Origin of the sequence: Nonomuraea sp. NPDC050404, from assembly GCF_040655495.1 — a bacterium.
GTDB lineage: Bacteria > Actinomycetota > Actinomycetes > Streptosporangiales > Streptosporangiaceae > Nonomuraea.
Genome location: NZ_JBFAKB010000048.1, coordinates 19,266 through 44,052, shown reverse-complemented (window position 1 = coordinate 44,052; position 24,787 = coordinate 19,266). Strand labels below are relative to the sequence as shown.

The 24,787-nt window shown below is 69.2% G+C and carries 25 protein-coding genes and 1 riboswitch; of the genes, 11 read left to right on the top strand and 14 right to left on the bottom strand.

Annotation, left to right across the window (positions count from 1 at the left end):
- Positions 1-254 precede the first annotated feature (254 nt).
- From AB0I81_RS60600 to AB0I81_RS60590, 3 genes are all read left to right on the top strand, one after another.
- A complete protein-coding gene (locus AB0I81_RS60600; protein WP_360678927.1) occupies positions 255-1,733 on the top strand; it encodes an AMP-binding protein in 1,479 nt (492 codons plus the stop codon).
- An 85-nt stretch (positions 1,734-1,818) separates the two neighbouring features.
- Complete coding sequence (locus AB0I81_RS60595; protein ID WP_360678924.1) at positions 1,819-2,172, top strand: hypothetical protein; 354 nt, start codon at positions 1,819-1,821, stop codon at positions 2,170-2,172.
- Positions 2,173-2,400: 228 nt separating this feature from the next.
- Positions 2,401-4,053, top strand: a complete 1,653-nt coding sequence (locus AB0I81_RS60590; protein WP_360678922.1) for a DNA repair helicase XPB — start codon at positions 2,401-2,403, stop codon at positions 4,051-4,053.
- A 252-nt stretch (positions 4,054-4,305) separates the two neighbouring features.
- On the opposite strand, the gene AB0I81_RS60585 is transcribed toward AB0I81_RS60590, so the two are convergent.
- Positions 4,306-4,641: a hypothetical protein gene (locus AB0I81_RS60585; protein WP_360678919.1), complete on the bottom strand. Its 336-nt coding sequence runs from the start codon at positions 4,639-4,641 to the stop codon at positions 4,306-4,308.
- A gap of 120 nt (positions 4,642-4,761) precedes the next feature.
- Here AB0I81_RS60585 and AB0I81_RS60580 point away from each other — a divergent pair, with 120 nt between their 5' ends.
- Both AB0I81_RS60580 and AB0I81_RS60575 read left to right on the top strand, forming a co-directional pair.
- Positions 4,762-6,762, top strand: coding sequence for an AAA family ATPase (locus tag AB0I81_RS60580; RefSeq protein ID WP_360678916.1), 2,001 nt, complete (start codon positions 4,762-4,764; stop codon positions 6,760-6,762).
- 184 nt (positions 6,763-6,946) lie between these two features.
- Positions 6,947-7,477, top strand: coding sequence for a YbhB/YbcL family Raf kinase inhibitor-like protein (locus AB0I81_RS60575; RefSeq protein ID WP_360678913.1), 531 nt, complete (start codon positions 6,947-6,949; stop codon positions 7,475-7,477).
- Between the two features lie 69 nt (positions 7,478-7,546).
- On the opposite strand, the gene AB0I81_RS60570 is transcribed toward AB0I81_RS60575, so the two are convergent.
- From AB0I81_RS60570 to AB0I81_RS60545, 6 genes are all read right to left on the bottom strand, one after another.
- Positions 7,547-7,774, bottom strand: a complete 228-nt coding sequence (locus AB0I81_RS60570) for a hypothetical protein (RefSeq protein WP_360678911.1) — start codon at positions 7,772-7,774, stop codon at positions 7,547-7,549.
- Positions 7,775-7,921: 147 nt separating this feature from the next.
- Complete coding sequence (gene groL, locus AB0I81_RS60565) at positions 7,922-9,553, bottom strand: chaperonin GroEL (protein ID WP_360678908.1); 1,632 nt, start codon at positions 9,551-9,553, stop codon at positions 7,922-7,924.
- 370 nt (positions 9,554-9,923) lie between these two features.
- Positions 9,924-10,124, bottom strand: a complete 201-nt coding sequence (locus tag AB0I81_RS60560) for a cold-shock protein (protein WP_068927743.1) — start codon at positions 10,122-10,124, stop codon at positions 9,924-9,926.
- A gap of 243 nt (positions 10,125-10,367) precedes the next feature.
- Positions 10,368-10,643, bottom strand: coding sequence for a MoaD/ThiS family protein (locus AB0I81_RS60555; protein ID WP_360678906.1), 276 nt, complete (start codon positions 10,641-10,643; stop codon positions 10,368-10,370).
- Positions 10,644-10,667: 24 nt separating this feature from the next.
- Entirely contained in the window at positions 10,668-11,903 is a 1,236-nt protein-coding gene (thrC, locus tag AB0I81_RS60550) for a threonine synthase (RefSeq protein WP_360678903.1), read from the bottom strand.
- A gap of 13 nt (positions 11,904-11,916) precedes the next feature.
- A riboswitch (SAM riboswitch) is annotated at positions 11,917-12,059 on the bottom strand.
- A gap of 79 nt (positions 12,060-12,138) precedes the next feature.
- Complete coding sequence (locus tag AB0I81_RS60545; protein ID WP_360678901.1) at positions 12,139-12,693, bottom strand: RNA polymerase sigma factor; 555 nt, start codon at positions 12,691-12,693, stop codon at positions 12,139-12,141.
- Positions 12,694-12,724: 31 nt separating this feature from the next.
- Here AB0I81_RS60545 and AB0I81_RS60540 point away from each other — a divergent pair, with 31 nt between their 5' ends.
- The gene (locus AB0I81_RS60540; protein ID WP_360678898.1) at positions 12,725-14,149 is read left to right on the top strand and encodes a trehalose-6-phosphate synthase; all 1,425 of its coding nucleotides are present in this window, start codon (positions 12,725-12,727) and stop codon (positions 14,147-14,149) included.
- A 15-nt stretch (positions 14,150-14,164) separates the two neighbouring features.
- Here AB0I81_RS60540 and AB0I81_RS60535 read toward each other — a convergent pair whose 3' ends face one another.
- The 3 genes from AB0I81_RS60535 to AB0I81_RS60525 all read right to left on the bottom strand — a co-directional run bounded on the left by AB0I81_RS60535 (position 14,165) and on the right by AB0I81_RS60525 (position 16,040).
- A complete protein-coding gene (locus AB0I81_RS60535; RefSeq protein ID WP_360678895.1) occupies positions 14,165-14,779 on the bottom strand; it encodes a hypothetical protein in 615 nt (204 codons plus the stop codon).
- Between the two features lie 150 nt (positions 14,780-14,929).
- A complete protein-coding gene (gene otsB / locus AB0I81_RS60530) occupies positions 14,930-15,700 on the bottom strand; it encodes a trehalose-phosphatase (RefSeq protein ID WP_360678892.1) in 771 nt (256 codons plus the stop codon).
- Positions 15,701-15,740: 40 nt separating this feature from the next.
- Positions 15,741-16,040, bottom strand: coding sequence for a DUF3263 domain-containing protein (locus tag AB0I81_RS60525; RefSeq protein WP_360678890.1), 300 nt, complete (start codon positions 16,038-16,040; stop codon positions 15,741-15,743).
- A 117-nt stretch (positions 16,041-16,157) separates the two neighbouring features.
- Between AB0I81_RS60525 and AB0I81_RS60520 the strand changes: the two genes are divergently transcribed.
- The 5 genes from AB0I81_RS60520 (at position 16,158) to AB0I81_RS60500 (ending at position 20,703) form a co-directional block, all read left to right on the top strand.
- A complete protein-coding gene (locus AB0I81_RS60520) occupies positions 16,158-16,964 on the top strand; it encodes an SAM-dependent chlorinase/fluorinase (RefSeq protein ID WP_360678887.1) in 807 nt (268 codons plus the stop codon).
- A gap of 155 nt (positions 16,965-17,119) precedes the next feature.
- Positions 17,120-17,659, top strand: a complete 540-nt coding sequence (locus AB0I81_RS60515) for a hypothetical protein (protein WP_360678884.1) — start codon at positions 17,120-17,122, stop codon at positions 17,657-17,659.
- A gap of 158 nt (positions 17,660-17,817) precedes the next feature.
- The gene (locus AB0I81_RS60510) at positions 17,818-18,957 is read left to right on the top strand and encodes a S8 family serine peptidase (RefSeq protein WP_360678882.1); all 1,140 of its coding nucleotides are present in this window, start codon (positions 17,818-17,820) and stop codon (positions 18,955-18,957) included.
- A 25-nt stretch (positions 18,958-18,982) separates the two neighbouring features.
- Positions 18,983-19,387, top strand: a complete 405-nt coding sequence (locus tag AB0I81_RS60505; protein ID WP_360678879.1) for an OB-fold domain-containing protein — start codon at positions 18,983-18,985, stop codon at positions 19,385-19,387.
- Between the two features lie 95 nt (positions 19,388-19,482).
- Positions 19,483-20,703 carry a lipid-transfer protein gene (locus tag AB0I81_RS60500; RefSeq protein ID WP_360678876.1) on the top strand — a complete coding sequence of 407 codons (1,221 nt, stop codon included), beginning with the start codon at positions 19,483-19,485 and terminating at the stop codon, positions 20,701-20,703.
- 120 nt (positions 20,704-20,823) lie between these two features.
- On the opposite strand, the gene AB0I81_RS60495 is transcribed toward AB0I81_RS60500, so the two are convergent.
- Genes AB0I81_RS60495 through AB0I81_RS60480 form a run of 4 tightly spaced genes read right to left on the bottom strand, consistent with a single transcriptional unit; the run spans position 20,824 to position 24,786 of the window.
- On the bottom strand, positions 20,824-21,840 hold the full coding sequence (locus AB0I81_RS60495) for a dipeptide ABC transporter ATP-binding protein (protein WP_360678873.1): 1,017 nt from the start codon (positions 21,838-21,840) through the stop codon (positions 20,824-20,826).
- Positions 21,824-22,861 (bottom strand): ABC transporter ATP-binding protein, encoded by a 1,038-nt coding sequence (locus AB0I81_RS60490; RefSeq protein WP_360678870.1) that lies wholly within the window; start codon positions 22,859-22,861, stop codon positions 21,824-21,826. The genes AB0I81_RS60495 and AB0I81_RS60490 overlap by 17 nt, the downstream gene beginning before the upstream one ends.
- 13 nt (positions 22,862-22,874) lie before the next feature.
- A complete protein-coding gene (locus tag AB0I81_RS60485) occupies positions 22,875-23,849 on the bottom strand; it encodes an ABC transporter permease (RefSeq protein WP_360678867.1) in 975 nt (324 codons plus the stop codon).
- On the bottom strand, positions 23,842-24,786 hold the full coding sequence (locus tag AB0I81_RS60480; RefSeq protein WP_360678865.1) for an ABC transporter permease: 945 nt from the start codon (positions 24,784-24,786) through the stop codon (positions 23,842-23,844). Before AB0I81_RS60480 ends, AB0I81_RS60485 begins: the two co-directional genes overlap by 8 nt.
- Position 24,787 lies beyond the last annotated feature (1 nt).

Here is a 24,787-nt window from a genome sequence, read left to right as displayed (position 1 = left end):
TCTCGCACCTGACCTGCAAAGATGATGACTCGGAGCCGTTGGCGCGGTCATGCCGTTCACGCTCTCCATTGCTCCCGGCAGACCCCACGGCCCGTAGATCTCTAACCATTACACGATCTAGGCCACTATGAAAACACGAATGACCCTAGAAGAAGATATATGCCTATTTACGGGCCCCAGGACCATCCTCCACCATGACTAGTCAAGAGAGCCCGGACTTGACTGAGCGCGCCGCCTCGCATCAGGTTGGGCATGTGACCGAGCAAACGCTGGGCAGGTTGGCCGAAGAGTCCTGGAACCGCTTCGACGACCACGACTCGATGTACTACGAAGGCGTCTGGCACCGCAGTCACGCGCTGGCACAGCGGGCCCGCCGGATGTGCGGCGGATTCACCGAGTCCGGCGTCCGGCCGGGCGACCGGGTGGCCGTGATGATGGCGAACTCACCCGAGGTGCCGCTCACCTACCAGGCGCTGTGGGCGGCGGGCGCGGTGGTGACGCCGGTGGTCTCCCTGGTGGGCGCGGAGGAGTTGCGCCACATCCTGCTCGACTGCGGCGCCGTCGCGATCGTGACGTCACCGGAACTGGCCGACCATGTACGGGCCGCCAACGTCGACATCCCCATATATCTGGACACGGCGGAGCTCGAACGGGCAGCCGAACGCGGCCCCGTGAACAGGGCACCCGACGACATCGCCGCCATCATGTACACCGGCGGCACCACCGGCAAGGCCAAGGGCGTCATGCTCAGCCACCACGGCCTGTGGCACGTGGCCAAGGACTCCTACGACCTGTCACACCAGGAGGGCAAGAATCGCGCGCTGGTGCCCGTTCCGCTGTCGCACTCCTACGGGCTGATCACCACCATCGCCGTCATGCACGCCACCGAGCCCCAGCAGGCGGTGCTGATGCGCTGGTTCGAGGCGCGGGCGTTCCTGGAGCTGGCCGCGGAGCAGCGCGTCCAGTACGGCACCGTCGTACCGTCCATGTTGCACCTCCTGCTCGCCGAGCCGCTCGAATCGCACCCGCTGCCCGACCTGGCCTACCTCACCTGCGGCGCGGCCCCGCTCGGCAGAGAGACGCTGACGGAGTTCGAGCGCAGAATGCCCGGCGTGCAGATCCTGGAGGGCTACGGCCTGACCGAGACCAGCGCGGTCACCACCTTCAACCCGCCGGGCAGGCGCCGGGTCGGCAGCGTCGGCCTGCCGCTGGCCGGCTACTCGATCACCATCCGCGACAACGACGGCGAGGCGGTGGAGATCGGGGACGTCGGCGAGATCTGCGTCTCGGGGGACTCGCTGATGCTCGGCTACTGGGGCGAGCACGAGCCCGACCCCGAGGGCACGGCGCTGGTGGGCAAGGAGTTGCGCACCGGCGACATCGGATGTGTGGACGACGACGGCTACCTGTACATCGTGGACAGGAAGAAGGACCTGATCATCCGTGGCGGCTTCAACGTCTTCCCGCGCGACGTCGAGGACGCGCTCGACCGGCACCCCGACGTCCTGGTCTCGGGCGTCGTGGGCCGCCCCGAACCCGGGCTCGGCGAGGAGGTCGTGGCGTTCGTGCAGCTCAGGACGGGCGCGACGGTGACGGCCGAGGAGCTGATCGAGTGGGCGCGCGAGCGGGTGGGCCGGGTGAAGTACCCGCGCGAAGTACGCTTCGTGGAGTCGGTGCCGCTGACGAGCGTGCTCAAGCTCGACCGCAAGGCGCTGCGCGGCAGGCTCGGCTGAGCCGCTCAGAGGGCTGACGGATCTCGGGATCACGGTCAGGGGCATGTCAATTCCGTGATAAGTGTTGACGTGTCTGGAGGTGAACGTGAGTCAAGGTGACCCGTCGGGATATCCGTACCAGCCTTATGGCGCCCCTTACGGCGAGCAGGGGCCCCCGCAATACGGCTATGGCTACGGTCCTCCGCCTCCGCAGCAGACCGGTCCCAACACCAACGCCATCGTCTCACTGGTCCTCAACCTCTTCGCGGTCGTCTCCTGCTGCAACGTCCTGGGCATCCCGGGCGCGATCCTGGCCGGCCTGGCCCTCAGCAGGAGTGCCACGCAGCCGCAGACCGCCCGCACCATGGTCATCTGGAGCTGGGTGCTGTTCGGAGCGGGTTTCGTGCTCGCCATCGGCGGCTTCGTCGCCCTGGGGATCGCCGGCGCCTTCGACGAGTGACCTACCGCTGACGTCATCCGGATCGCCTGTTTCGGCCAGGACTTCACCCGTCCCGCACCGCGAACGGCCATCCGCTTCGTAGAGTCTTCCCCGACGGCCCGGATCGCCGGCCGGCCTTCGCGCGGCAGGACTAATCCCGGGCCGCCCGTTGTTGGAGACTCGGAACGGGAGAGCCGGGGCCAAAGACGATGGCCCCGCCGCGCCAAGCCCCGCCACAAACACGGAGATATGCCTGTGAGCGATGGACCGCTGATCGTCCAGTCGGACAAGACGCTGCTGCTCGAGGTCGACCACGAGCGGGCCGACGCCTGCCGCAAGGCGATCGCGCCGTTCGCCGAGCTCGAACGCGCTCCGGAACACGTGCACACCTACCGCGTCACCCCGCTGGCGCTGTGGAACGCCCGCGCCGCCGGCCACGACGCCGAGCAGGTCATCGACGCGCTCATCGGCCACAGCCGCTACCCGGTGCCGCACGCGCTGCTCGTGGACATCGCCGAGACCATGGCCCGCTACGGGCGGCTGCGGCTGGAGAAAGACCCGGTCCAGGGCCTGATCCTGACCTCCACCGACCGGGCCGTGCTCGAAGAGGTGCTGCGCTCGAAGAAGATCCAGCCGATGCTGGGCGAGCGGCTCGGCGAGGACTCGGTGGTCGTGCACCCGAGCGACCGGGGCAACGTCAAGCAGGCCCTGCTCAAGCTGGGCTGGCCGGCGGAGGACCTGGCCGGCTACGTGGACGGCGAGGCCCACCCGATCAAGTTGCGGCAGGAGGGCTGGTCGCTGCGGCCGTACCAGAGCGAGGCGGCCGACGCGTTCTGGCACGGCGGCTCCGGCGTGGTCGTGCTGCCCTGTGGCGCGGGCAAGACCATCGTCGGCGCCGCCGCCATGGCGCACGCCCAGGCCACCACGCTCATCATGGTCACCAACACGGTCTCGGCCCACCAGTGGAAGACCGAACTGCTCAAGCGCACGTCGCTGACCGAGGACGAGATCGGCGAGTACTCCGGCAACAAGAAGGAGATCCGCCCGGTCACCATCGCCACGTACCAGGTGATGACCACCAGGCGCAAAGGCGTCTACAGCCATCTTGAGCTGTTCGACGCCCGCGACTGGGGCCTGATCGTCTATGACGAGGTGCACCTGCTGCCCGCGCCGATCTTCCGGATGACCGCCGACCTGCAGGCCCGCAGGCGCGTCGGGCTGACCGCGACGCTGGTGCGCGAGGACGGGCGCGAGGGTGACGTGTTCTCGCTGATCGGTCCCAAGCGTTACGACGCGCCCTGGAAGGAAATGGAGAACCAGGGCTGGATCGCGCCGGCCGACTGCGTCGAGGTACGCGTGACGCTGACGGACCAGGAGCGGCTGGCGTACGCGATGGCCGAGTCGGAGGAGCGTTACCGCTTCTGCGCCACCACGCCGTCCAAGACGCTGGTGACCGAGGCCCTGGTGCGGCGTCATCTGGGCGAGCAGGTGCTGGTCATCGGCCAGTACATCGATCAGCTCGACGAGCTCGGCGAGCACCTCAACGCGCCCGTCATCAAGGGCGAGACCAGGGTCAAGGAGCGCGAGCGGCTCTACCAGGCCTTCCGCGACAAGGAGATCCAGGTGCTGGTGGTGTCGAAGGTGGCCAACTTCTCCATCGACCTGCCGGAGGCGGCCATCGCGATCCAGGTGTCGGGGACGTTCGGCTCGCGTCAGGAGGAGGCCCAGCGGCTCGGGCGCGTGTTGCGGCCCAAGGCCGACGGCGGGGGCGCGCGGTTCTACACGGTGGTCAGCAGGGACACGGTGGATCAGGAGTTCGCGGCGCACCGGCAGCGGTTCCTGGCCGAGCAGGGGTACGCCTACCAGATCATCGACGCCGACGACGTGCTGGGCGGGGTGTGACGGTTGTGATATGCCCGGCCGCTCCGCCGAGCGGCCAGGCATTCAGCGTGGTGTCACGTCCACGAGACTCCGCGGGCCGACGACATTCGAACCACCCCCCTCACCTGCGTACTATCACGCCGCCTGCGACATACCCTCATGATCCGGCAAACCCACCTGATATGCCCGATTTTTTCGGTATTCCCAGGATGATGGCAGAAATCCGGTTCCGCCGGGCCCGTCGCGCACGATCCGACGTACGAGCCTCGCGGTTCAACGTACGAGCATCCCCCCGACGAACAGCACCCCTTCTGCCGCGATCCAGAACACCACCCCCGCGCCCATCAGCCGCGCGAACACCCGCAGGTCCTGCCTGGACCAGGGAAGCAGCCACGCGGCCGCGGTGCAGCAGGCGGCCAGCGCGGCGAACAGCCCCGACACGGTGGAGACCGTGCCCAGCCGCTGGGAGCACGCCGACGTGGCCTCGCCCCCGGCGCAGAACGCCTCCAACCCCCACCCCGCGAACACCGACAACCCCCACAACGCCGCCAGCAGGAAGCTCGCGATCGTGGGGATGATCGGCGAGAAACGCACCTGTACCCGCGCCACCTCCTATCCCTACCCAGCCTCTCGCCGGTAAATGCTTTGGAAGCACCCCGAAGTGCCTACTAAACTGGTCGATTCGCTGCCTTAGACCACCTCCGTAATCGACCGAGGAGGCGCTTCCGCGTGCCCGCACACCAATTGGCCCCCGACATACCCTCCGACGTGCTCACCTCCGAGCAGGCTCACCTGGCCGAGTCCCGGGCCGCGCTCAAGGCCATGCGCACCCACGCCGCGTCCCTGTCCGCGGACGCGGCCGGCGACTGGGTCTCGCAGCAGATCCTCCAGTCGCTGCTGGACCAGCGGGTGGCGGCACTGGCCGACCATCCGGACACGCCGCTGTTCTTCGGCCGCCTCGACCGCACAGGCGGCGACGACCTGCCGGGCACGATCTACGTCGGCCGCCGTCACGTGCACGACGGCCACAGCAAGCCGCTGGTCATCGACTGGCGCGCGCCGGTGTCCCGCGCGTTCTACCAGGCCAGCCCGGCCGACCCGATGGGCGTCGTACGCCGCCGCCGCTTCGGCTACCACGGCGGCGCGCTGACCGCGTTCGAGGACGAACCGCTGGGCGAGGGCGTCGAGATCGGCCCGTCGAAGATCCTCACCGAGGAGATCGAGCGCCCGCGCACCGGCCCCATGCGCGACATCGTGGCCACCATCCAGCCCGACCAGGACGAGATCGTCCGCTCCACCCTGGCCCAGACCGTGTGCGTGCAGGGCGCGCCCGGTACCGGGAAGACCGCCGTCGGCCTGCACCGGGCCGCCTACCTGCTGTTCACCCACCGCGAGCGGCTGGCCAGGTCCGGCGTCATGATCGTCGGGCCCAACAAGGCGTTCCTGTCCTACATCTCCTCGGTGCTGCCCGCGCTCGGCGAGATCAAGGTCGACCAGACCACGGTGGCCGGCCTGCTCGGCGAGCACGCCACGCCGGAGGACGCGCTCGTCGCGGCGGTCAAGGGCGACGCGCGGATGGCCGCGGTGCTCGAACGCGCCCTCTGGCTGCACATCGTGAAGCCCACGGAAGGCGTGGTGTACACGAAGGGCGCCTACCGCCACCGGGTGGCCGACTACGAGGTACGCGAGATCGTCGCCTCCCTGCGCGGCACCACCCGCTACAACCCGGGCCGCGCGGCACTGGCGCAGCGCCTGGCCCACATGGTGCTGGTCAGGATGGAGCAGCGCGGCGAGTCGCCGGACGACCGGGTCCAGGACGCGGTGGCCAGGTCGAAGCCGGTCAAGCAGCTCGTGGACACGGTGTGGCCCAAGCTGACCGCCGAACAGGTCCTCTTCCGGCTCCTGTCCGACCCCGAGTTCCTCGCCAAGGCCGCCAAGACGGACCTGTCGTCCGAGGAGCAGGAGATGCTGATCTGGCGCAAGCCGTACCGGGGCTGGAAGTCCGCGAAGTGGTCGGCCGCGGACGCCGCGCTCCTGGACGAGCTGCGCGACCTCATGGAACGCACGCCCTCGCTGGGCCACCTCGTGGTGGACGAGGCCCAGGACCTGTCCGAGATGCAGTTGCGCGCGCTCGGGCGGCGCTGCCGCAACGGCTCGGCCACCGTGCTCGGCGACCTGGCCCAGGGCACCACACCGTGGTCCACCACGTCGTGGGAGGCGGTGCTCGAACACCTGGGCCAGCGCGAGGGCGAGGTGACGGAGCTGACGCTGGGCTTCCGCGTGCCGCGCGAGGTGCTCGACTTCGCCGCCCGCCTGCTCCCCTCCGTCGCCCCCGACCTGGCCGCGCCGCGCTCACTCCGTCCCGGTCTCGGCTCGCTCACGGTCCAGCCGGGCGGGTCGGTGGCGGGCGCCGCCGAGGAGGCCCTGACCAAGGAGGGCTCCATCGGCGTCATCGTCCCCGACGCGCTGGTCGCGGAGGTCTCGCGGTCGCTGGAGCGGCTTCCGCACGCCGTGCTCGACCCCGACTCCAGCCAGGAGCACCGCCTCCTGATCGTGCCCGCCACCCTGGCCAAGGGCCTGGAGTACGACCACGTCATCGTGGTCGAGCCCGCGGACATCGTGGCGGCCGAGCCGAGGGGCCTGGCCAGGCTGTACGTCGTGCTGACCCGCGCGGTCACCTCCCTGACCGTCCTGCACGACAAGGAACTGCCCGCGCAGCTCGCGGCCTGAACGGCGGGCCCCGCGACGCCCGGCAAGGGCTCGTGAGGGCCCGTACGGCGGCCCGCGCGGCTCATGAGGGCTCATACGGCGGCCCGCGCGGGTCGTGATCCGGCAGGCTCGTGGCCTGACCGGCGGCGGGCACGGCCGCTTCTAGGATGGCTGGGCAAGCAGCCGCGAACCCTAGGAGGATGCCGTGCCCGCACCCCTTCCCCATGAACACCTGCCGTCGGTCCCCGCGCTCGTGGTCGAGAGCGACGATTTCCAGGACGGCGCCACGCTCAGCGAGCTCCACGTCTTCAACGACTGGGGCATGACGGGCCAGAACCAGTCGCCCGCCCTGCGCTGGTCGGGCGCCCCGGAAGGCACCCGCGGCTACGCCGTCACCTGCTTCGACCCCGACGCCCCCACGGGCAGCGGCTTCTGGCACTGGGTGCTGTTCGACCTGCCGGCCTCGGTGAGCGAACTGCCCACGGGCGCCGGCACCGCCCCCGACTTCAAGGGCCTGCCGGAGGGCGCGACCCACGCCCGCAGCGACTACGGCACCAAGGCGTACGGCGGCGCGGCCCCGCCTCCCGGCGACCCGCACCGGTACGTGTTCACGGTGCACGCGCTGGGCGTGGACCGGCTCGGCGTCGACAGCGACACCAGCCCGGCGGTGGTGGGCTTCAACATCACGGCCAACACCCTGGCCCGCGGCCACATCGTCGCCCACTACGGCGTCTGACCCCCAACCGGTGGCGAAACGCGCGGAAGCGCCCTGCCCGTGACGGCGGGGCGCTTCGTCCCGAAGCGGTCAGCCGACCACCTGGGCCCGCGCACAGGCCATGAGCTCCGGAATCAGCGCGTCGATGAGCGGAATCCCGAGACTGGTGCCGGGCACGCACAGCGGCCCCTGCACTTCCTCCAGGAAACTGATGCCGGACAGGAAATCGTCGTCCGCGTGCGCCGGGGCCGCGGTCATGGTCGCGGCGGCCAGGGCCAGGGCGGTGACGCCGAAAATACGCTTGCTGCGGGAAAGCATCCTCTACTCCTTCGTTGAGGCGGTGTGGCAACCACCTTTCCTCACTCCAAGTAGTGGATCAATTGTGAAACGTAATGGCAGATAAACAAAAGCAAGAGCGGCCCGGAAAAACCCGGACCGCTCTTCGGAAGAACGACGAGAAAAGACCTAGAAGTCCATGTCTCCGCCGCCCGGCATGCCACCAGCGGGGGCGGCCGGGTTCTTCTCGGGCTTCTCGGCGATGACGGCCTCGGTGGTGAGGAAGAGCGCCGCGATGGAGGCGGCGTTCTGCAGCGCGGAGCGCGTCACCTTGGCCGGGTCGAGGATGCCGACGTCGAACATGTTGACGTACTCGCCGGTGGCCGCGTTGAGGCCCTCACCCGGGGTGAGGTTGCGCACGCGCTCGACCACGACGCCGCCCTCAAGGCCGGCGTTGACCGCGATCTGCTTGAGCGGCTCCTCCAGCGCCTTCTTGACGATCGCCGCGCCGGTCGCCTCGTCGCCGGGCAGCTCCAGCTTGTCGAACGCCTTGGCGCCGGCCTGCAGCAGCGCCACGCCACCGCCGGGCACGATGCCCTCCTCGACGGCCGCCTTGGCGTTACGCACGGCGTCCTCGATGCGGTGCTTGCGCTCCTTCAGCTCGACCTCGGTCGCGGCGCCGGCCTTGATGACGGCGACGCCGCCGGCCAGCTTCGCGAGGCGCTCCTGGAGCTTCTCACGGTCGTAGTCGGAGTCGGTGCGCTCGATCTCGGCGCGGATCTCGCCGACCCGGCCCGCGATCTGCTCGGCGTCACCGGCGCCGTCCACGATCGTGGTCTCGTCCTTGGTCACGACCACCTTGCGGGCGCGGCCCAGCAGGTCGAGGGTGGCGGTCTCGAGCTTGAGGCCGACCTCCTCGGCGATGACCTGACCACCGGTCAGGATCGCGATGTCGTTGAGCATGGCCTTGCGGCGGTCACCGAAGCCCGGCGCCTTGACCGCGACGGAGCGGAACAGGCCACGGATCTTGTTGACGACCAGCGTGGCCAGGGCCTCGCCGTCGACGTCCTCGGCGATGATCAGCAGCGGCTTGCCGGACTGCACGACCTTGTCGAGCAGCGGCAGCAGGTCCTTGTTGGCCGAGACCTTGCTGTTGACGATCAGGATGTACGGGTCCTCGAGCACGGCCTCCATGCGGTCCGAGTCGGTGACGAAGTACATCGACGTCATGCCCTTGTCGAAGCGCATGCCCTCGGTGAGCTCAAGCTCCAGGCCGAAGGTGTTGCTCTCCTCGACGGTGATGACGCCTTCCTTGCCGACCTTGTCCATCGCCTCGGCGATGAGCGAGCCGATCTCGGGGTCGGCGGCGGAGATGGAGGCGGTGGAGGCGATCTGCTCCTTGGTCTCCACATCCTTGGCCAGCTTGGAGAGCTCCTCGCTGACGCGCTCGACGGCGGCCTCGATGCCCTTCTTCAGGGCCATCGGGTTGGCGCCGGCGGCCACGTTGCGCAGACCCTCACGAACGAGCGCCTGGGCGAGCACGGTGGCGGTGGTGGTGCCGTCGCCGGCGACGTCGTCAGTCTTCTTGGCGACTTCCTTGACCAGCTCGGCGCCGATCTTCTCCCAAGGGTCCTCGAGCTCGATTTCCTTGGCGATGGAAACACCGTCGTTGGTGATCGTGGGGGCGCCCCACTTCTTCTCCAGTACGACGTTGCGGCCCTTCGGGCCCAGGGTCACCTTGACGGCGTCGGCGAGCTGGTTCATACCGCGCTCGAGACCGCGCCGGGCGTCCTCGTCAAACGCGATCATCTTGGCTGCCATAAGGCTAGACCTCCCAGATGCAGGGTGGCTGGGGTGGACCGAGCCGACGCCCGCGACGGCATGGGTCCGCATCTCCGTTCGGCAGACCCCATCGTCTCGATCCGAGGTTGGCACTCTGCTGCACAGAGTGCCAACGACTGTTTAGCACTCTACCCTGCCGAGTGCAAGCGAACGACCACCGGCCCGGTGGTTCCTCGCAGGTCAGTAAGTCCGTACGGCGAGCCGCCGGGAAGGTGCGCACAAGACCAGTGGATCGGTACGGCGAGCCGCCCGGAGCAGCTCGCCGCACACGAGTCGACGAGATAGGTGGTGACGGCTCGCACGGATCGCGGTGCCGTGGATCCCGCCCGGTGCATACCAGTGATGTCAATCAGACCGCGCGGACGGACTCCGCCTGCGGTCCCTTCTGGCCCTGCGTGATCTCGAACTCGACGCGCTGCCCCTGTTCGAGAGAGCGGTACCCGTCCATCATGATCGCTGAGTAATGGACGAATACATCCTTACCACCGTCTACCGCGATGAAGCCGTAGCCCTTGTCCGCGTTGAACCACTTGACGGTGCCCTGCGCCACTTCCGACTCCTCTTACTGGTCTCCCAGATCTCGCCCATTCCTCCGCGGGACCTGTAATCGTGTGACTTTAGGGAAATCAGCCAGACGATCGCCCTCGACCATACCTGTGGCAAGGGGTTTGGCAACAGAGTCAATCTGCAAACTCCCTATTTCTTCGCATCGCAGGTCGTTCAACGTTGAATTGGCCCGGGAAAAGGAGAAGGCGCCCACTGGGGGCGCCTTCAACAGTGTGGTCTACGGGAGTCAGCCGCCGGCGACCGCCGGGATGATGGAGATCTGAGTGCCCTCGGGGGCGGGAGTGTCGAGTCCCTCGGTGAAACGGACGTCCTCTTCCCCAACATAAACGTTGACGAAACGACGAATCTTGCCCGATTCATCCAGAATTCTCGCGCCGATGCCCGGGTAGTCGGAGTCGAGCTTGGCAAGCACGTCACGAAGAGTCGCGCCCTCGCCACTGACTTCCGCGTTCCCCCCGGTGTACGTGCGCAGAATGGTGGGAATCCGCACAGAAACGCTCATGGTTCTAATCGCCTTTCCTGGTTGTCAGACAGTCGCGCGGAACGCGTCGAGAGAGGGCTTGATCACGGCCGTGGGCTCGACGGACTCGCCGTCGAGCACGTCCAGCGTCTTGAGCCCGTCACCGGTGTTGAGCACGACGGTCTCGGCCTCGGGGTCGAGCCGCCCGCTCTCGGTGAGCTTCTTCAGCACGCCGACGGTCACGCCGCCGGCGGTCTCGGCGAAGATGCCCTCGGTCGAGGCCAGCAGCCTCATCGCGGCCACGATCTCGGCGTCCGTGACGTCCTCGACGCCACCTCCGGTGCGCCGGGCGATGTCCAGCACGTACGGCCCGTCGGCGGGGTTGCCGATGGCCAGCGACTTGGCGATGGTGTCCGGCCTGACCGGCTGCACGACGTCGTGGCCGGCCTTGTACGCCGTGGACACCGGCGAGCACCCGGCGGCCTGGGCGCCGAAGACCTTGTAGGGCGTGTCCTCCACCAGCCCCAGCCTCACCAGCTCCTTGAAGCCCTTGTCGATCTTCGTGAGCTGGGAGCCGGAGGCGATGGGAATGATGATCTGCTCGGGCAGCCGCCAGCCGAGCTGCTCGGCGATCTCGTACGCGAGCGTCTTGGAGCCCTCGGCGTAGTAGGGCCGCAGGTTGACGTTGACGAAGCCCCACTTGTCGCCCATGGGGTCGCCGATCAGCTCCGAACAGAACCGGTTGACCTCGTCATAGGTGCCGTCGATGCCGATCAGCCGCCCGCCGAACACCCGGGCCATGGCGATCTTGGCCTTCTCCAGGTTGGCCGGGATGAACACGCACGCGTCGAGCCCCGCCCGCGCCGCCGCGGCGGTGACCGCGCCCGCGAGGTTTCCGGTGGAGGAGCAGGAAAGGGTGTGGAAGCCGAAGTTGCGCGCCGCCTCGACGGCCATCGCGACCACCCGGTCCTTGAAGGAGTGGGTGGGGTTGCCCGAGTCGTCCTTCACGTAAAGGGACTTGATTCCGAGCTCTCGCCCCAGGTTTCCGGCCTTGACCAATTTGGTCCAGCCGGGGTTCATATTGGGCTTATTGGCCACGTCCACCGGGACGGGCAGCAACGAGCGGTAACGCCAGATGTTCGCCGGGCCGGATTCGATCTGCGCGCGGGTCACGTCACCGAAGTCGTAGGCCGCCTCCAGCGGCCCGAAACACTCCTGACAGGCGAAGCTCGGACCCAGGGGGTAGCGGGTGCCGCACTCGCGGCAGGAGAGAGCGACGGCGGGACCAAAGTCAAGCGACATGAAGCGAGGCCTTCCCTCATCTTCGCCCACGGCCACCTTGACCGCGAACCGGAATTGGCACCTTGTCCCGGTCGGCCTCGCCAGGTCGCGAGTTCGAAAGCCGGGAGGGTTGCCGGGGTTTCGCAGGGCCGGTCCCTCCACCCCTCTGGATGAGCAATATGTAGTTGTTGAAAGGGACTCTACCCTCTTAAGTATCCGAAATTACCACGCGTCTCACCATGCGAGACGCCCGGTCTCATCGATAGTCCTCACCCAGCACGCCCTGCACGTATTTGCGTGCCTGGTGAATGCGGGACTTGGCGGTGCCCAGCGGGATGCCCAGCTGGTCGGCCACCTCGTTGTAGTCGAGCTGGACGATATCGCGCAACACCAGCGCCTGCGCCAGGTCGGGTTTGTCGGCCTCCAGCGCCTCCATCGCGTCGAGCAGGTCCAGCCGCGAGCCCGCGATCACACTGACCCGCCGCACGTCGGGCTTCTGCATGGGCAACTCGTCCGAACTCTGCTCGGCCGCCCTGCGCTTCAGCGACCGGTACGTGGTGCGCGCGCAGTTGGCCGTCACGATGTGCAGCCAGGTGCTGAACCTGGCCCGCCCCTCGAACCGCCCGATGTTGCGCGCCACGGCCAGCAACGTATCTTGCGAGGCCTCTTCCGCGTCCTGGTGATAAGGCAGGATCCGGGCGCAGTGACGCATCACATCAGGCTCAATCCGCGCCAGGAGCTCGCCAAGTGCGCGATGATCTCCAGCGGCGGCTGAGCGGGCGAGTTCCTCGGTTAGCTCATCAAGCGCCATACCTGGGATCCTATGATCGAAGGGAGACCTGATGAACAGCGTCCTGCTGGCCTCCAACCGAGGGCCGGTCTCTTTCACCGTCTCCGACGACGGTGAACTCACCATGAGGCGCGGCGGTGGCGGGCTGGTCTCGGGGTTGTCGGGAGTGGTCAAGGACGACGGCCTGCTGTGGGTGTGCGCCGCGCTGTCCGACGGCGACCGCAGCGCCGTGCGCCTGGCCCCCGGCGGCCGCATCGACCACACGCGCTACGGCACGGGACCGCTGCGGATGCTGGACATCGCGCCCGCCACGTTCCACCGCGCCTACAACGCCGTGGCCAACTCCACCCTGTGGTTCGTCAACCATCTGCTCTACGACATCCCCAACTCGCCGACCTTCGGCACCCGGTTCGAGCGCGACTGGGAGTCCTACCGCGACTACAACGGCGCGTTCGCGCTGGCGCTGGCCGAGGAGGCCGGGCACGGCGCCCGCGTGCTGGTCCAGGACTACCACCTGACGCTCACCCCGGCCATGCTCCGCGCCGAGCGGCCGGACTTGCGCATCGCCCATTTCAGCCACACCCCGTGGGCGCCGCCCGAATACTTCTCCCTGCTGCCCGACGAAGTGGCCGGAGAGGTCCTGGAAGGCATTCTGGGAGCCGATCACGCCGGGTTCCTCACCGACAGGTGGGCGCAGGCGTTCATGGACTGCTGCGAACGTCTCCTGGGCGCGGAGGCCGACCGGGTGGGCCGCACCGTCAGCTACGAGGGCAGGAGCACCCGCATCGGCGTGCACAGCCTGGGCGTGGACGGCGAGGCGCTGTGGGAGCGGGCCTGCGAGCCCGACGTCGAGTCGCACATGGCGGCGCTGCGGGAGCAGGTGGGCGATCGCCGGCTGATCGTCCGCATCGACCGTACGGAGTTGTCGAAGAACATCGTGCGCGGGCTGATCGCCTACCGCGAGTTCCTGGCCGCGCACCCCGAGTGGCACGGGCGGGTCGTGCACCTGGCCTTCGCCTATCCCAGCCGGCACGACCTGCCCGAATATCGCGAATACACCGCCTCCGTGCAGCGCTGCGCCAGGGAGATCGAGGACACCTACGCCACCGAGGACTGGGACCCGGTGATACTCAATGTCAACGACGACTATCCGCGTTCGCTGGCGGCGTACCGGATGGCCGACGTGCTGCTGGTCAACCCCATCAGGGACGGCATGAACCTGGTCGCCAAGGAGGGGCCGATCCTGTCCCCCAGGTGCGCGCTGGTGTTGTCGCGGGAGGCGGGGGCGGCGGCCGAGCTGGGGCCGCATGCGCTGCTGGTCAATCCGTACGACATCAGCGGCACCGCCGCCGCCCTGCACGACGCGCTGGTCATGCCGGAGGACGAGCGGCGGATGCGGCGCGACAAGCTGCACGCCGCGGCCACCGCCCTGCCGCCGCAGAAGTGGCTCGCGGCCCAGCTCGAAGCCCTCAGCTGAACCTGGTCTCCGGGTCTATTTCCAGGTGGCGCGCTTCAGCACGTCGGCCAGGCCCGGCGTGTTCCAGTGGTCCACGATCAGGATTTTGGTCGCCGGCAGGTGCCACTCGCGCTGGGTGAAGCGGGACCGCACCTTGCCGCCCGAGTAGGTGACGCAGGTGGCCCGCCACTCGCGGTAGGCGGCCTTGTGGCCGGGGCCGACCTGGCGCAGGCCCTTGGTCCCGGCCGCGCCGAGTATCTGGCCCAGCTTGCCGTCGTGCGGGCATCTCTGCACGTCCGTGGCGGGGTAGAACGGCCTGGCGCCGGTGTAGGGCCGGAAGATCTCCTGGCCCTGCCTGATGGCCTTGGGCCCGAGCACCCAGAAGCTGTCACACCCCGGGGTTCCGTACGCGGCGCCGGGCCTGGCGCATTTGCCGGTGACCACGCGGGTCCAGTCGGGGTTGACGCGGTGGACCTTCCACGCGGCGGGCAGGTGGAGGGTCAGCCCGCCCCTGAGCTTGAGCGGCTGAAAGGACGCGGCGTTGAGCGTCTGGGAGGAGGCGGCGGGCAGCGGGGAGGAGGCGGCGGGGAGTGGGGCGCACAGGAGGGTGGCCGCGGCCACGGCCGCGACGGCGAGGTAGCGCTTCGACATGCGTCCGACCCTAAAGATCGCCGCTTGACGCCCAGTCTCCATCCGCTTGACACGCCGGCGGCTCAGGGCGGGTGAAGGGTCGCCATCCGCTTGACACGCCGGCGGCTCAGGGCGGGTGGAGGGTCGCCATCCGCTCGACGCGCCGGCGGCTCAGGGGCGGGTGAAGGCGGCGGTCAGCTCGGTGAGCAGGGCCACCACTCCCTCGGGGCCGTCCACCACGATGTCGGCCCGCTCGGCCAGCGCGGTCACCTCGGTGGAGCCGCTGCACACGGTCACGCCCGGCAGCCCGGAGGTGTGTACGGCCTCGAAAGCGGCCAGGTCCCCCAGGTCGTCCCCGACGAACATGACCGACCTGGCGGCCCGCTCCGCCAGGAACAGGCTCAGCGCGTGCCCCTTGTCCATGCCGGGCGGCCGCAGCTCCAGCACCAGCCGCCCCGGCTCGATCACCAGGTCGTGCTTGGCCGCCAGCTCGGCCAGCGGCGCGCGCAGCACCTCAAGCGCGCCCTCGGGGTCGGGGCTGCGCCGGGTGTGCACGGCCACGGCCCTGCCCTTGTCCTCGATGGCGACGCCCTGCAGGCCGAGCGAGCCGAGCAGGAGTTGCAGCTCGGCCTCGGCCCGCGGCACGCCGGGCGGCGGCGGGGGCGCGGAGATCCGGCCGGCCTCCCAGCGTTCGAAGCCGTAGTGCCCGAGAATGACCAGCCCCGGCACGTCGGCCAGGCCGGGTCCGAGTTCCAGCGCGGTGGCCGGGGGCCTTCCGGTCACGATGGCCACCGCGCTGACGTGCGCGCCCAGGTCGGCGAGTACTTTGGGCGCTTTGGGGTGGATCACGGCCGTGGCGGGATCGGGGACGATCGGCGACAGGGTTCCGTCGAAGTCGAGCCCGATCACGGCGCCTGCCGGATCGCTCAGGATCGCTTCCATTCCAGGGATGTTCTTCACGCGCCTGCCCGTACCCAGCAGGTCAGGGGCGCATGCCCAACCTCCTGGCGGCACGGTCGCGCCGGCGCGCGGACCGTAACCTGCGCAACCTCTTGACCAGCATCGGATCCTGTTCGAGCGCCTCCGGCCTGTCGATCAACTCACCGAGCAACTGGTAGTAGCGGGTGGCGGAGATCCCGAAGGTCTCCTTGATGGCCTGCTCCTTCGCGCCCGCGTAGCGCCACCACTGGCGCTCGAAGGCGAGGAGCTCGAGTTCACGTTCTGAGAGCGGTTGGCGAGACGGTTCCTGGGCTGCATTGTCACCGCTGAGCGGTGCTCCCATGGTGTCCTCCTCGAAAGGGGCGGGCGACGATCGCGTCGCTCGCACGCGGCCCGTGGCCATCGTAATGTGCGGAGTGCGGCTGTTCACGGCGGATTGGGAGACGTACAGTCACGAAATGTGACCCCAGTCATCACCCTCCTCACCGACTATGGGCTCGAAGATGGCTATGTGGCGGCTTGTCATGGAGTGATCGCCGGGATCGTCCCAGACGCCCGGGTGATCGACGTGTGCCACCTGATTCCCGCGGGCGATGTACGGCGCGGCGCGGCGGTTCTCGCCCAGACCATCCCGTATTTCCCCAGGGGCATCCATGTCGGCGCGGTCGATCCAGGGGCGGGCGGCGCCAGGCGGGCGGTGGCCGTGGTGGCGGGCGGCCGGGTGTTCGTCGGGCCGGACAACGGGCTGCTGTCGTGGGCGGTGCACGCCAGCGGCGGCGCGCAGGCGGCGTACGAGATCACCAACGAGGACTACTTCCTGCACCCGGTCTCGCCCACCTTCCATGGGCGCGATGTGTTCTCACCGGTCGCCGGGCGGCTGTTCGGCGGGCTGCGGCCGGCGGACCTGGGACCTGCGGTGCCGCTGACCAGGCTGGTCTCGCTGCCCGAGCCTACCTCGCTGCTGCGCGAGGGCTCGGTGGAGGGCGAGGTCGTCTCGGTCGACCGCTACGGCAACACGCAACTGTCGATCGCGGCGGGCGACCTGCAGGCGCTGGGCGTGCGGGTGGGCGACACGCTGGGGGTGTGGATGGGGCGGCGGCAGCTCGCCCTGCCCTACCGGGAGACCTACGCGGCGGTGCCGCCGGGCGAGCTGGTGGTGTTCGCGGACTCGGCCGGGCTGATCGCGATCGCGGTCAACTCCGGCGACGCGGCACAGCGGCTTGGGCTCCCGCCGGGGGCACATGTCAGACTTTCCCCATCTCCCTAGTAAGAAAGCGACATTTTGGAACTACTCCACGTATCGGTCCGTTTACCGAAGCGTCGGAATGCACGGGCACTCGCGTGTCAGAATGCACGGGCAGATCGGAGGTCCCTCCCCTTCCGTTCGAGGTCATCGTGTACCACCACCTGTCCGTTGTGCTGATGTCCCTAGCTTCCACGGTCTGGCCCGTCCCGGCGCCACCCGTCTCAGAGCGCTGGCACGCCTGGCCGGTCGTCCAGGTGTTCCCCGGCGCCGTGCCCGGCCTCAGCCCTTCGGGGGCGCGGGTCACCTACGTGCTGGCCGGGGTCGCCCCCGAGGCGCCCTGCACGGCCGCCTTCCAGCCTGCCGCGGTACGGCCCGGCTGCCGTACCGCGTTACGCGCCACCTACACCGACAGCACCCAGACCTACGTCGTCACCGTGGGCATCGCCGTGCTCGACGGGCGGGGGGCCGACTCCCAGGACTCGGGACGGCCCGCCACCGTACGCCCGGCGGCCTTCCCCGGCGGGCCCGCCGGACGGTTCGGCGACCGGCAGTACGTCACCGGGGTGATCGTCGGGTCGCGGGAGCGTTACGTGGTGGCGACGGCGGCCGGATACAGCGACGGACGGGCCTACCAGCCGGGCGACCGCGTCGAACCGCGCCTGCGCAGCGCCGCGCGGCAACTCGCGACGGCCCTGAACCGGGCGATGACCCGATGAGGCGCCGAGCAGTGGCCGGGCCGACCATCCCGATGGGGCGCCAAGCGGCGGCCGGGCAAGGGCCGGCCATCCCTATGAGGCGACAAGCGGCGGCCCGGCGGGGACGGGCCGTCCCGATGAGGCGACAAGCGGCGGCCCGGCGAGGACCGGCCGTCCCGATGAGGCGGCTCATCCTGCCTGTCTTCCTGGTGGCGGGGCTGGTCACCGGGTTCTCGCCGCAGGCGGCCCTGGCCGATGACATGGGCGAGGCCGCGCGGGCGGGCCAGTGGCACCTCGGGGAGTTGCGCCTGCCCGAGGCGTGGCAGTCGAGCAGGGGCTCGGGCGTGGTGGTAGCGGTGCTCGACACCGGCGTGAACCTGCTGCACCCCGACCTGGAGGGCGCCGTCATCCAGGGCCCCGACCTGACCGGCCAGGACAGCGGGCCATGGGGACAACACGGGACCGCGATGGCCAGCCTGATCGCCGGGCGCGGCCACGGCGAAGGACGCAAGGGCGGCGTGCTCGGGGTCGCGCCCGAGGCGAGGGTGCTGTCCGTGCGGGTCACGCTGGAGAACGGCGACCCGCGCCGCGGCAAGCAGCGCTCCGGCTGGCGCGACGCGCTGGCCAAGGGCATCAGGTACGCGGCCGACCAGGGCGCCGACGTGATCAGCATGTCGCTCGGCGGCGGCAGCGGCGCGTGGGAGGGCTCGGCCTCGGAGGAGGAGGCCGTCCAGTACGCGATCTCCAAGGGCGCCGTGCTGGTGGCCTCGTCGGGCAACGACGGCACCGCGGGCAACAGGAAGAACTTCCCCGCCGCCTACCCGGGCGTGATCGCGGTGGGCGCGGTGGACAAGAAGATGAAGGTCGCGGACTTCTCCAACAAACAGGACTACGTCTCCGTGGTCGCGCCCGGCACGGAGGTCGTCACGGCCGACGGGGACGCCTCGTACATGGTCGGCGACGGCACCAGTTCCGCCGCCGCCATGGTCGCGGGCATCGCGGCCCTGATCAGGTCGGCCCATCCCGGCATGTCCCCGTTCCACGTGCGGACGGCCATCGAGACCGGCACCTACTGGCAGCCGCAGAACGGCTACAGCCCCGCCTACGGCCACGGGGTGGCCAACGCGCTGCTGGCCCTGCGGGCGGCCGACCGGCTGGACGTGCCGGTGGCGGGGCCGCCCAGGCCGGGGCCGTACTTCGGCGACGGGCCCGCACCCGTCTCCAGGCTGCCCGTGGTGGCGGGCATGCTGGTGCTGGTGATGGCGATGTCGGCGCGGGTGATGTTGCGGCGGCGGAACCGCGAGAGGGATTTAACCTAACAAGCGCTTGTGTGATACTCCGGCTATGACGTACGCGATCGAGGGCTGGTTCGCCGTCGAGCCGGACGGCGTCCGCCTGCTCGGCACCAGGTGCGCGGACTGCGGCACGGTCGCCTTCCCGCCCCGGCCAGGCTCGTGCCCCGACCCGCGCTGCGCGGGCAGCACCACCGAGGTGGTGCCGCTGCCACGGCGCGGGCGGATCTGGTCCTACACGAACGCCTGCTACCCGCCGCCCGCGCCCTACGTGGCCGCCGACCCGTACGTGCCGGTGACGCTGGCCGCGGTGGAGCTGGACGACGTCGGGATCGTGGTGCTCGGCCAGGTCAAGGACCTGACCGTGGACCAGCTCGCGGTGGGCATGGAGCTGGAGCTGACCTCGGGCCCGCTGGCCGACGGGCCGCTGGTGTGGATGTGGGGCCGAGCCTCATGAGCGCAGGCTCGGTGCGTGCGGGTTCGTCGAGTGCGGGTTCGTCGAGTGCGGGTTCATCGAGTGCGGGTTCGTCGAGTGCGGGTTCATCGAGCGCGGTGGCGGTGCTCGGGACGGGCATGCATCCGTGGGGCAAATGGGGCAGGCCCTTCCTGGAGTACGGCGTGGCGGCCGCCCGCGAGGCCCTGCGCGACGCCGGCCTCGAATGGACGGACGTGCAGTTCGTCGCCGGCGCCGACACGATCAGGAACGGCTATCCAGGATTCGTCTCGGGCGCCTCCTACGCCAGGGCGCTGGGCTGGTCCGGCGCGAGCGTGGCCTCCTGCTACGCGGCCTGCGCCTCGGGAGCGCAGGCGCTGGACATCGCGCGCACCCGAATCCTGGCCGGCCTGTGCGACGTGGCACTCGTGATCGGCGCGGAGACGGCGCCGAAGGGTTTCTTCAAGCCGGTGGGCGGCGATCGCCCCGACGACCCCGACTGGCTGCGCTTCCGCCTCCTGGGCGCCACGAACCCCGCCTACTTCGCCCTCTACGCCCGCCGCCGGATGGCCCTGCACGGCTCGACCCCCGCCGACTTCGCCGCCGTCAAGGTCAAGAACGCGCTGGCCGGCTCGCTCAACCCGATGGCCCGCTACCGCAGGCCGGTCACCGCCGAGGAGGTGCTGGCCTCGCCCATGGTGGCCGACCCGCTGCGTCTCATGGACATCTGCGCCACCTCCGACGGGGGCGCGGCGGTGGTGCTGGCCTCGCAGGCGTACGCCCGCCGCCACGCCACCCGCTTCGTCCGCCTGACCGCCGTCTCCACGGTCACCCCGGTCTTCCCGAACACAACACTGGACCTGCCGGACTTCGCCACCGACCCCCAAGCCACCGGCTCCCGAGCCACCGACCCCCAAGCCACCGGCTCCCGCGCCGCCGCGCCCGTCCCCGAGAGGTCCTTCAGGGCGTCGATCGCCCACGCGGCCTACGAGGAGGCCGGGGCCGGGCCGGAGGATCTCTCACTGGCGGAGGTGTACGACCTGTCCACGGCACTGGAGCTGGACTGGATGGAGGACCTCGGCCTGTGCCCACCGGGAGAGGCGGAGAAACTGCTCAGGGACGGGCACACCGCACTCGGAGGCCGGATCCCGGTCAACCCGTCGGGCGGCCTCGCGTCCTTCGGTGAGGCCATCCCGGCCCAGGCCCTGGCCCAGCTCTGCGAGCTGACAACGCAGCTCAGGGGCCGGGCGGGCGCCCGTCAGGTGACGGACGCCCGGATGGGGCTGGCGGCCAACCAGGGACTGTTCGGCCACGGGTCAGCGCTTGTAGCCACGGTCTAGGCCCACTGTGCGTCGTAACGGCGGCGAGCCACTGACGGGCTCAGCGGCCGTCTCCCTGGAAGGTCCTCAGGCACGTGCGGCGCCTGGGTTCACCAGGCGCCGCCGTAATATATGGAGCTTTTAACTCACATGAACCACATCGTGCGTCTCAGCGAAGTGACACGCGCTCTCATGTGCCGTGCCCGGGCGGATCTGGAGCAGGGGCTCCTCCTCGGCGCAGATCTCCTGCGCCTTCCAGCACCGCGTGCGGAACCGGCACCCGCTGGGCGGGTTCGCCGGAGACGGCGGGTCACCCTGCAGGATGATCCGCTCCCGCTGCTCCCGCCCGTCCGGGTCCGGCACCGGCACCGCCGACAGCAGCGCCTGCGTGTACGGATGCGCGGGACGGTCGTAGATCTCCGTGTCCTTGCCCAGCTCCACGAACTTGCCCAGGTACATCACGCCCACCCGGTCGGAGATGTGGCGCACCACCGACAGGTCGTGGGCGATGAAGATGTAGGCCAGGTCGAACTCGTTCTGCAGCCGTTCGAGCAGGTTGATGACCTGCGCCTGAATCGACACGTCCAGCGCGGAGACCGGCTCGTCGCACACGATGATCTCCGGCTGCAGCGCCAGCCCGCGGGCGATGCCGATGCGCTGCCGCTGACCGCCGGAGAACTGGTGCGGGTAGCGGTTGATGTGGTCGGGGTTGAGCCCCACCACCTCCAGCAGCTCCTGCACCTTCGTGCGCCGATCGCCCTTGGGGGCGACCTCCGTGTGGATCTCGTACGGCTCGCCGATGATGTCGCCGACGGTCATCCTGGGGTTCAGCGAGGTGTAAGGGTCCTGCATCACCATCTGGATGTTGCGGCGCATGCGCTTGAGCTCACCGCCCCTGGCGCGGGCGATGTCCTTGCCGTTGATCGTCACCGAGCCCGAGGTGGGCCGTTCGAGCGCCATCAGCACCTTGGCCAGCGTGGACTTGCCGCAGCCCGACTCGCCCACGATGCCCAGCGTCTCGCCCCTGTTCAGGTCGAACGACACGCCGTCCACGGCCTTGATCGCGCCGACCTGCTTCTTGAAGACGATGCCCTGGGTCAGCGGGAAGTGCTTGACCAGGTCGCGCACCTCAAGGATGCGCTCACTGCCGCTCGCCATCGAGGACCTCCCTCCAGTAGTGGCAGGCGCTGCCGCGGGTGCCGCTGATCTCGTAGAGCGGGGGGACGTCCGTCGTGCAGTTGTCCTGCCGGTACGGGCACCGCGGGTTGAACGAGCACCCGGTCGGCAGGCTGAGCAGGTTGGGCGGCAGGCCCTTGATCGCGTACAGGTCCTGGCCCTTGAGGTCGACCCTGGGGATCGAGTCCAGCAGGCCCTTCGTGTACGGATGCGCGGGCGACTTGTAGATGTCGTACACCGGGGCCCGCTCCACGATGCGCCCCGCGTACATGACCGCGATCTTGTCGGCCACGTCGGCCACGACCCCGAGGTCGTGCGTGATCAGGATCAGGCCCATCTGGCTCTCGCGCTGCAGTTCGGCCAGCAGTTCCATGATCTGAGCCTGGACGGTCACGTCCAGCGCCGTGGTCGGCTCGTCCGCGATCAGCACCTCGGGGTCCAGCGCGATCGACATCGCGATCATGATGCGCTGCCGCATGCCGCCGGAGAACTGGTGCGGGTAGTCGTTCGCCCGCTGCTTGGCGGCCGGGATGCGGACCCGGTCCATCAGCTCGACGGCCTTCTTCATGGCGTCGCCCTTGGACATGCCGCGGTGCACCCGGAACATCTCGCTGATCTGCCAGCCCACGGTGAACACCGGGTTGAGCGCGGAGAGCGCGTCCTGGAAGATCATCGCGATGCGCTGGCCGCGCACCTGGGTGCGGGCCTCCTCCGAGAGCTTGAGCAGGTCGGTGCCCTTGAAGCGGACCTCCCCCTCGGGGATGACCGCGGGTGGCATGTCCAGGATGCCCATGATGGCCTGCGCCGTCACGGACTTGCCCGAACCCGACTCGCCCAGCACCGCGAGCGTCTCACCCGGCGCCAGCGTGTAGCTCACGCCGTTGACCGCCCGTACGATCCCGGCTCTGGTACGGAACTCCACGTGTAGGTTGTCGACCGCGAGCAGCGGCTCGTCGCCCACCGCTCCTTCGGCCGGCAACACGTCGGCAGACGTTCTCTTCACTAAGTTCCCCTTACTACCTGAGCTTCGGGTCGAGCGCGTCGCGTACGGCGTCGCCCATCATGATGAACGCGAGCACGGTGATGCTCAGGAACACGGCGGGGAACACCAGCGGCAGTGGCGCCTCCAGGAACCTGTCACGCGCGTCCGCGATCATGCGACCCCACGAGATGTCCGGCGACTGCACGCCCACGCCCAGGAACGACAGCGCGGCCTCGGCCGCGATGAAGGTGCCCAGGTTGATCGTGGCCACGACGATGACCGGGGCCAGCGAGTTCGGCAGCAGGTGGCGGAACATGATCCGGCCCGCTCCCGCGCCCAGCGCCCTGGCCGCGACCACGAAGTCCTGGCTCTTCGCCGTGATCACCGCCGCCCGCATGATGCGGTACGTCATCGGCCAGCCGAGCACCGTGAGCGCCACGATGACCAGCATGATGCTGTTGGCCTTGCCCCGGAACGTGGCCGCGATCAGCAGCGCGCCGAGGATCGACGGGATGGCGAAGAAGATCTCCGTGAAGCGCGAGGAGATCGAGTCGACCCAGCCGCCGCGGAAGCCCGCGATGATGCCGAGCAGACCGCCGATGAACGTGGTCAGGATCGTGGTCAGCACGCCGATCACGATGGAGTTGCGGGCTCCGTAGATCGTCCTGGCGTAGACGTCGCAGCCCAGGTTGTCGCGGCCGAACAGGTGACCGGCGCTCGACCCCTGCCTGGCCGTGGACAGATCACAGGTCCTGGCGTTGTACGGGTCGATCGCGCTGAAGAGCGACGGCCAGAACGACATGACCAGCAGGATCAGCACGATGATCACCGAGAGGATGAACATCGGCCGGCGCCGCAGGTCATACCAGGCGTCGGTCCACAGGCTCGCGGGCTTGCCGCCCTTGACCTGCTGGGTCTCGTGTTCCGTCCCCGGAGTGGTGGTCGTGTCGGGAAGCAGCGTCTGCGTCTCGGGGAGTCCCGGCCCGACCGGCGGGGTTGGGTTACTCATAGCGGATCCTCGGGTCGAGCACGGCGTACAACAGGTCGACGACCAGGTTGGCCAGGATGTAGATCAGCACCAGTACCGTGACGATACCTACCACAACCGGCTGTTCTCGCAAGTAGACCGATTGGAATAGCTGGTTGCCGATCCCCTGGAGATTGAAGATCGTCTCTGTGATCACCGCGCCGCCCATCAGGTTGCCGAGGTCGGCGCCCAGATAGGTGACCAGCGGGATCAGCGCGTTGCGCAAGCCGTGCCTGCCGATGACGCGCCGTCTGGACAGGCCCTTGGCCGTGGCCGTGCGGATGTAGTCGGACCTCAGGGTCTCCACCAGGCTGGTCCTGGTGAGCCTCGTGAGGTACGCGACCGACACCCCGGCCAGCACGAACCCCGGCAGCAGGTAGCTGCGATAGCCGGCGAACGTGCCCGCGACGGGAAATATGTCCAGCCCGGTCCACTGTTTGAGCTTCACGCCCAGGACGAGCTGCAGCACGAAGCCGGTCACCAGCGTGGGGACCGAGATCAGCAGCAGCGACGAGGCCAGGATCATGGTGTCGGTGGCCCTGCCGCGGCGCAGCGCCGCCCACAGGCCCAGGCCGACGCCGAGCACGGCCTCGATGACCAGGGCGGTCAGGGCGAGGTTCAGCGTGATCTGGAACTTGCCCGCCATGACCTGGGACACCGGGATGTCGGCGAAGTTCACGCCGAAGTCGCCGCGGAAGAGCACGCCGCTGATGTAGTACCAGTACTGCAGCAGCAGCGGGTCGTTGAGGTGGTACTGCTCTCGAAGGACCTCGGCGATGGCCGGGTCCGGACGTTTGTCTCCGAACAGCGCCGCGATGGGGTCGCCGGGCAGCGCGAAGACGATGCAGAAGATGAGTAGCGTGGCGCCGAGCAGGACGGGTATCGCCTGGATCAGTCGCCTAATGACATATCGGCCCATT